General features: G+C 64.7%; 7 protein-coding genes. 4 read left to right on the top strand and 3 right to left on the bottom strand.

Features of this window, described 5'->3' with window-relative positions:
- Positions 1–1,588 (bottom strand): urocanate hydratase (locus Q0629_RS05350; protein ID WP_298779870.1); only part of this gene is annotated, 1,588 nt, incomplete at its 3' end.
- 248 nt (positions 1,589–1,836) lie between these two features.
- On the opposite strand from Q0629_RS05350, the gene Q0629_RS05345 reads away from it, so the two are divergent.
- The 4 genes from Q0629_RS05345 to Q0629_RS05330 all read left to right on the top strand — a co-directional run bounded on the left by Q0629_RS05345 (position 1,837) and on the right by Q0629_RS05330 (position 4,484).
- A complete protein-coding gene (locus Q0629_RS05345; protein WP_298779867.1) occupies positions 1,837–2,322 on the top strand; it encodes an Rrf2 family transcriptional regulator in 486 nt (161 codons plus the stop codon).
- Positions 2,323–2,432: 110 nt separating this feature from the next.
- Positions 2,433–3,626, top strand: a complete 1,194-nt coding sequence (nifS, locus tag Q0629_RS05340; RefSeq protein WP_298779865.1) for a cysteine desulfurase NifS — start codon at positions 2,433–2,435, stop codon at positions 3,624–3,626.
- A gap of 124 nt (positions 3,627–3,750) precedes the next feature.
- Positions 3,751–4,164, top strand: a complete 414-nt coding sequence (gene nifU / locus Q0629_RS05335; RefSeq protein ID WP_298779863.1) for a Fe-S cluster assembly scaffold protein NifU — start codon at positions 3,751–3,753, stop codon at positions 4,162–4,164.
- A gap of 44 nt (positions 4,165–4,208) precedes the next feature.
- Positions 4,209–4,484, top strand: a complete 276-nt coding sequence (locus Q0629_RS05330; protein WP_298779861.1) for a hypothetical protein — start codon at positions 4,209–4,211, stop codon at positions 4,482–4,484.
- A 129-nt stretch (positions 4,485–4,613) separates the two neighbouring features.
- Here the strand turns inward: Q0629_RS05330 and Q0629_RS05325 are convergent, their stop codons facing one another.
- Together Q0629_RS05325 and Q0629_RS05320 are read right to left on the bottom strand one after the other, a co-directional pair.
- Entirely contained in the window at positions 4,614–5,726 is a 1,113-nt protein-coding gene (locus Q0629_RS05325) for an amidohydrolase (protein ID WP_298779859.1), read from the bottom strand.
- An 81-nt stretch (positions 5,727–5,807) separates the two neighbouring features.
- Entirely contained in the window at positions 5,808–6,602 is a 795-nt protein-coding gene (locus Q0629_RS05320) for a creatininase family protein (protein ID WP_298779858.1), read from the bottom strand.
- Between the last annotated feature and the right edge of the window lie 25 nt (positions 6,603–6,627).

The following is a 6,627-nucleotide window of genomic DNA, read 5'->3' as shown; positions in this document are numbered from 1 at the left end:
GCCCGATCTCCCCGTTGCGCACCATCTCGTTGAACTTCAGCGCGATGCGCACGCGCCCCTCCGCATCCTGATACAGGATGCGGCACTGGGTCCCCACCACGAGAGCGTTCTTCTCCGCGTCCCGGATCCAGATCCAGTTGTCCTTGTCCTGCTGACGGCGGTCCGGGTCAATGCAGTCCATGGCCGCCCGATCCGTCCTCCGCAGGTCCTCGGGGTCACGGGACAGGCAGCACCAACGGAAGGGCCCGTAGCCGTAGTCGAACAGCATGGGGCCCATGATGTCCTCCACGTAGCTTGGGAAGATGAAGCCGTCGTAGGTGTCCTTGCCGTTCTTCGCGATCTCGGTGACGCCCGCGTCGAACACCGTGCGCAGGAAGGCGTTGCCGTAGTCGAAGAAGTACGTCCCGCGGTCCACCAACGCCTTGATCAAACGGAAATGGCGCTTCAGGGTCTCGTCCACCAGCGCACGGTACCGCGCCGGGTCCTCCTTCAGGAGGCGCGTGCGCTCCTCGAACGTGATGCCCGCCGGGCAGTAGCCCCCGTCGTAGGCCGCGTGGCAACTGGTCTGATCGGAGAGCAGGTCGATGCCGATGCCCTCGTCCACAGCGTACTGAAGCAGGTCCACCACGTTGCCGTGGAAGGCGATGGAGTGGACGTCGTCCTTCTTCATCTGCTCCTGGGCCCGGTCAAAGGCCTCCTTCGGCGTCCGGCAGACCTCCTGCACCCAGCCCTGGTCGTGGCGCGTCCGGATGCGGGACTCGTCCACCTCCGCCGTGATGGAGACGCAGCCCGCGATGTCCGCGGCCTTGGGCTGCGCGCCGCTCATGCCGCCCAGGCCGGACGTGACGAAGATGCGCCCCTTCAGCACGTCCGGCTTGTTGCCGAACTTCTTCCGACCGGCGTTGAGCACCGTGTTGAACGTGCCGTGCACGATGCCCTGGGGGCCGATGTACATCCAGCCGCCCGCGGTCATCTGGCCGTAGTTCGCCACGCCGAGCTGCATGGCGCGGTGCCACTCCTCCTGATTGTCGAAGAGCCCCACCATCAGGGCGTTGGTGACGACGACCCGCGGCGCCTCCGGCCTGGACCGGAAGAGCCCCAGGGGGTGCCCCGACTCCACCACCAGCGTCTGGTCCTGGGTCAGGTTTTCCAGGTACCTTTTGATGAGGAGGTACTGCATCCAGTTCTGACACACCTGCCCCGTCTCGCCGTAGGTGACGAGCTCGTAGGGGTAGAGCGCCACGTCAAAGTCCAGATTGTTGTCGATCATCACCTGGAAGGCGCGCCCCTCCGCACAGCGCCCCCGGTACTCGCCGATCGGTTTGCCCCACAGCTTGCCCTCGGGGCGGAAGCGGTAGCCGTAGATGCGACCCCGCGTGCGCAGCTCCTCCAGGAACTCCGGCGCAAGCTCCCGATGGAAGCGCTCCGGGATGTAGCGCAGCGCGTTGGCCAGGGCCAGCACCGTTTCCTTCTCGTTCAGGGTGTACCCACGGTCCGGCGCGCGGCGGTACTGCGGGTCGAACTCCGGGCGCGCGGGAAGCCCGTCGGGGAAGTCCAGCGACAACGTTACCCTCTCGTCCACAGCCATGCAAAAGCATCTCCTCTCGATTTGATCGGGTCGATTGAACGGCGGCCCAGCGGCCAGAAAGACCACTTTAGCCTATTAACAAAGCGCTTCCAAGGGTTCAGGCGTTTTTACTCGGTTGTTATAACTATAGCACGTCATCAAAAAAACGGACGTGCAAAAGCGCCAGAATACGTCAAACGCATGACGTTTCAAATCTTGATGGGCTTAATACGATATGCTATGCTTTGCGGAAGAAGGGAGATGACGCAATGAAGCTGTCAACCACGACCCGATACGGACTGAGAGCGCTGACGGACCTCTGCGTTCAGCAGCAGGACGCTCCGGTTTCCGTCAGCGATATCGCACGGCGTCAAAACATTCCGGTGAACTACCTCGAACAGCTCTTCGCAAAGCTTCGCCGCAGCAACATCCTGAAGAGCGTGCGAGGGGCTCAGGGCGGCTATCTCCTTGCGCGTCCGGCGAAGGAGATCACGGTATCGGAGGTCATCGCCGCGCTGGGCGAGGAGATCCTCTTCGGCTCCTGCCAGAGCGAAAAGGGCTGTGCGAACGCCCCCACCTGCTCGACCTTCGACCTCTGGAACAGGCTACGAATCTCCATCGACGGCATCCTGGACGGCACGACCCTGGAGGACCTCGCCAAAAAGGACAGGGCGCTCCGGGCAAGGAAGACGGTGGACCCGCTGCGGCGTGCCGCCGTAGCGCGCGCGGTGAAGCGCCAGGAGGCCCACCCATAGGCGCGTCGGATGGGAGTTTTCCCGCCCTTTGCAACGGGAGGGAAGCGACCGAAAAACCAGGACTGACCGCGGGACGTACCAAGGGACCTGCGGAAGGGAGGTTCTGTACTATGAAAAGCGTTTACATGGATCACGCGGCAACGACGCCCACGGACCCCCAGGTCCTGAAGGCGATGACGCCCTATTTCACGGAAGTCTACGGCAACCCGTCCTCCGTCTACTCCCTCTCCAGGGGGAGCCGGGAGGCCATCGAAAAGGCCAGAGGACAGGTGGCGGCCGCGCTCTCCGCGGACCCGTCGGAGGTCTATTTCACCGCCAGCGGCACCGAGGCGGACAACTGGGCGTTGAAGGGCACGATGGAGCGGATGCGCGCCCAGGGCAAGGACCATCTGATCACGACCCAGATCGAACACCACGCCATCCTCCACACGGCGGCCTACCTGGAGAGGGTGGAGGGCCTCAAGGTCACCTACCTGCCCGTGGACTCCGAGGGGCGGGTGCGCGTTTCGGACCTGAAGGCCGCCCTGACGGACCGGACGGGCCTCGTTTCCGTAATGTTCGCCAACAACGAGGTGGGGACCATCCAGCCCATCGGGGAGATCGGCGAGCTGTGCCGCGAGCGCGGCATCCCGTTCCACACGGACGCCGTACAGGCGGCGGCCCAGCTGGACATCGACGTCCGGGCGCTGAACATCGACATGCTCTCCCTGTCCGCGCACAAGATGTACGGCCCGAAGGGGACGGGGGCCTTTTACCTGAGGAAGGGCCTGCGCCTCGAGAACTTCATTCACGGCGGCGCTCAGGAGCACGGACGGCGCGCCAGCACGGAGAACATCGCGGGCATCGTGGGGCTGGGGGCGGCCATTGTCCTCATGAAGTCCCGGCTTCCTGAGGACAAGCCCCGCATCTCCGCCCTGCGGGACCGCCTGATCGACGGCATCCTGACGAAGGTCCCCCACGCGAAGCTGAACGGTGCCCGGGGCGAACTTCGCCTGCCCAACAACGCGAACTTCAGCTTCATCGGCGTCGAGGGCGAGACGCTCCTGCTGGACCTGGACGCGAAGGGCATCTACGCCTCCACGGGCAGTGCCTGTTCCTCCGAGTCCCTGGACCCGTCCCACGTGCTGCTGGCCCTGGGGCTGTCCCACGAGATGGCCCACGGCTCCCTGCGCCTGACGCTTGGCCGGGAAACGACGGACGAGGACGTGGACTACGTGTTGGACGTGCTGCCGAAGATCGTGGCCCGGCGCCGCGAGATGTCCCCCCTGTGGGAGGACTACCTCAAGGGGATCGGCGAGCTGTAGACCGAGGCGGGGGCGCTTCACCAGAGGAAAATCTGCCCCGTTTCAGTGTCTTTCGTTTACGGGGATTCTTTCGTTCCCGGCGAGAATGAGGTACAATAAGAACACCCTTTTTGGAGGGGATAGCATGGCACTGGATTACAGTCAGAAGGTGATGGACCACTTCACCAACCCGCGCAACGTGGGCGAGCTCAAGGACGCGGACGGGGTGGGCGAGGCGGGGAACCCCAAGTGCGGGGACATCATGAAGATTTACCTGAAGGTGAACGATCAGAACGTCATCGAGGACGTAAAGTTCAAGACGTTCGGGTGCGCGTCGGCCATCGCCTCGTCGAGCATGGCGACCGAGCTCATCAAGGGCAAGACCATCGACGAAGCCTGGGATATGACCAATCAGGCCGTAGCCGAGGCGCTTGACGGACTTCCACCCGTCAAGATGCACTGTTCGGTCCTGGCGGAGGAGGCCATTCACGCCGCGCTGAACGACTATCGAACGAAGCACGGTATGGCGGCCATTCCGATGGAAAAGCACGGCGACTAGCCGTTTCGGAGGGCCGCCGGCGCCGTCGATAAAGGAGGTACCGGATGAAAAACATCTCGAGCGTCATCGTTGAGTACCTTGAACGAACCATGCTGAACAAGGGGCTGGCGCTGTACGAGTCCGACGAGGGCAAGTACATGGCCATGGACGAGAGCTTCAACGTCCGCTTCAAGTTCGACCTCGAATTTACGGACAGAGCCTTCGTCTGCCACACCCTGATCCACACCGACGGGGAGCTGCAGCTCAGCCATTCCGTCAACATCGCCTGGACCAACGGCAAGGCCATTCGAGATTTCTTTCAATACCTTCAGGAGCTCTAGCGCGCTTCGCGTCGCCTCCTTTAAGCGGCACGCAATCCCTACGCACGAGGATGCGCCCGGCATGACGCCGGGCGCATCCTTTTCTTTCCACAGGCGCCTCCCTCGAACTCGAAGGCGTTTCGCCGACGGCTATGCGCCCCGGTAAACCTCGCGGAACACGTCCACCGCCGCTTCGAGGATGCGGTCGTTGAAGTCGTACTCCGGCGTGTGCAGCGCGGACCAGTCCGCGCCGTTCCCGACGTAGAAGATGGCGCCGGGACACCGCTTCGTGTAGTGGCCGAAGTCCTCCGACGCACGCCAAGCGGCCTCCATCCAGACGACCGGACGTCCCAGCCGTCCGGCCGCCGCCTCGATTTTTGCGACGCAGCCCGCGTCGCTCACCGTCGCCGGGAAGGGGTCCGAAACGTCGAACCCCACCTCCAGGCCCTCCGCCGTGGCCAGGGCGATGGCCCGGCCCCGCACCTCCGCCTCGAAGGCCTCCATCTCCGCCTCGTCGTCGGCCCTCAGCGTCATGGACACTTCGCCCTCGCCCGGCGAGATGCCGAAGTCCCGCCGGCCCACCGACAGGTTGACGACCGTGGCCAGCACCATCCCCCGGTGGGGGCGCGCCAACAGGGCCCTCACCTCCGCCACCAAGGCCGCCAGGGCGAAGGCTGGGTTGTTTCCCTTCTCCGGCTCGCTGGCGTGGGACCGACGGCCCGTCATGCGGACGGTAAGCCCCCTGGACGCGCACTGGCACAGGCCGTTCCGAAGGATGACGCTGCCCTCCGGATAGCCGCTCCGGTTGTGGAAGGCGTAGACCTCCGAAACGTGACGCTCCGGCAGCAGGGCCGCTGCGGCGGCTCCCCCCTGTCCGGTCTCCTCCGCCTGCTGGAAGATCAGGTAGACGGACCGGGGGCACTCCATGGCCTCCAGCTCCAGGGCCAGGCCGCAGAGGGCGGCGCTGTGCCCGTCGTGGCCGCACTTGTGCGATACGCCCGGGTTCTCTGACGCATGGGGGAGCGAAATGGTCTCCGGGATCGGCAGGGCGTCCATGTCCGCGCGGAAGGCGACAGCAGGCGTCCCCTCGCGGTATCGGGAGGCGTAGAACCACCCGCCGCAGTCCACCACCGCAAGCGTCGTGTTCGCCCCGATGAAGTCCATCAAGCACCGCTTCGTCCAGCCCTCGTGCATCGCGAGCTCCGGGTGCGCGTGCAGTTCGTGGCGCAGCTCCACAATCTTCTTCAGGTTCTTCCCGTCCATTTCGTCGCATCCCTCCTCAAGGCGCGTCTTGGCCCCCGCCGGGGCACGCCGCTATTATACGCGAAACCGCCCCTGGGCGGCTCACGCCTCCTCGCGGCCGACGCTGAGGTCGATCTTCGAGAACTCCCCGATAAAGCGGACCGTATAGTCCACCACGGCGTCGACGATGGCCTGTCCCGTCTCCCGGCTGGCGCGGCTCGGGCTGTCGTCGTAGCCCGCGTCGCCTGAAGGAATCGAGTCCTTGGCGTTGCGGATCATCTTCACCGTAGCGCCCTCGAATAGGACGTTATGGATGTGGACGTTTCGGAGCGTGTCGCTGAAGTGGACGACCTCGCTCGCAAAACAGTCTTCGGGATGCACCCAGTCCGGCCTCACCGCCATGGCCGCGGAGGCCTCGATGCCGCCGCCATGGCCGCACTTCCACTCCGCCTTCATCTCCGCGCAGGTCACCCACCAGTCGATCTGGGCCGCCTGGCCTCCGCGCTGGTACAGGTAGAGCGCCGCCGTGCTGAGGGCGGGCCAGTTGCCGCCGTGGCCGTTGAAGAACAGCACGCGGCGTACGCCGCAGCTCAACACGGCGTCCACGATGCCCTTGAGAACGCCCGTGAGGGCTTCCTCGCCGATGTCCACCGTGCCGGGGAAGGCCTTCAACGAAGGACTGACGCCGTAGGGCATCGTGGGGAGGACGAGCACCTTGTCCGGCAGCCTGGCCTCGATCGTGGACGCCATGGACTCCGGGATAATGTAGTCCGTCCCAAGGGGGCCGATCGGGCCGTGTTCCTCCAGGTTGCCGATGGGCAGGAGGGCGACGATCCCCTCCCCATGCTTCGCCGTGAGCTCGCTGGCCTTTTTCCACGAATAGGACGCTAAATACATGAAGTCGCTTCCTTTCTCAATACAG

Origin of the sequence: uncultured Fretibacterium sp. (genome assembly GCF_938030725.1) — a bacterium.
Classification (GTDB): domain Bacteria; phylum Synergistota; class Synergistia; order Synergistales; family Aminobacteriaceae; genus Fretibacterium.
This window is presented reverse-complemented; position numbering and strand designations above follow the sequence as displayed.